The organism is Oleiphilus sp. HI0043, assembly GCF_001634935.1.
Window position 1 is genome coordinate 1 of sequence record NZ_LWEY01000052.1, and the last position, 591, is coordinate 591.

The following is a 591-nucleotide window of genomic DNA, read 5'->3' on the forward strand; positions in this document are numbered from 1 at the left end:
CCACATACCTTCAAAATTCGACCATACCTCTGCAAAATACTTGGCACTTCGATTCCAACCTGGGTATTTTCCACCAGCATCACTGTCGCCATGCCCCTGACCATCACTGATAAACAAGTCATAATCAGCTTGAAAGTGCGATAAAAGATTTTCAAAAGTCAGGCCACAGAAGCCATTACCATGAATAAAGTGGATCATAGGCTTACCGCTAGGCTCGGTGTAATGGCCTCTTAAAGTCATGCCTGAACCGGTTTGGTATTCCCAGGGAATCAAACCTGAAATCACACTCTGCTTTCCACTTCTGCTTAAGGTATCTGTCATCAAAACTCTCTTACCGGTCTATCTCGCTTGATAATTCAGGCAGCTCATTAAAACTAACATTCGGGTAGTGACTGTCACGCACTTCGTGAATAAAGCGCAGCGTGACGAAAGCATCAAACCAGATATGAAAAGCGCGTTGAAAGCTTATCGAATCACGTTTTTGGGAAAGATGTTTAAATTGCTTCTCTATCTTCAAATTACAGAGCGCTTGAATCACTGCTGCACTATCGACATCACTCATTGTATCTTTAATCGCTTCAAACAGAAGCT

General features: G+C 42.6%; 1 protein-coding gene and 1 pseudogene. Both read right to left on the bottom strand.

Annotation, left to right across the window (positions count from 1 at the left end; translation table 11 throughout):
• Nucleotides 1–321: pseudogene (locus A3729_RS01250) on the bottom strand (alpha/beta hydrolase); the annotation flags it as partial.
• A gap of 10 nt (nt 322–331) precedes the next feature.
• Nucleotides 332–591, bottom strand: a 260-nt coding sequence (locus tag A3729_RS01255; protein WP_231877294.1) for a hypothetical protein, incomplete at its 5' end; no start/stop codon positions are given.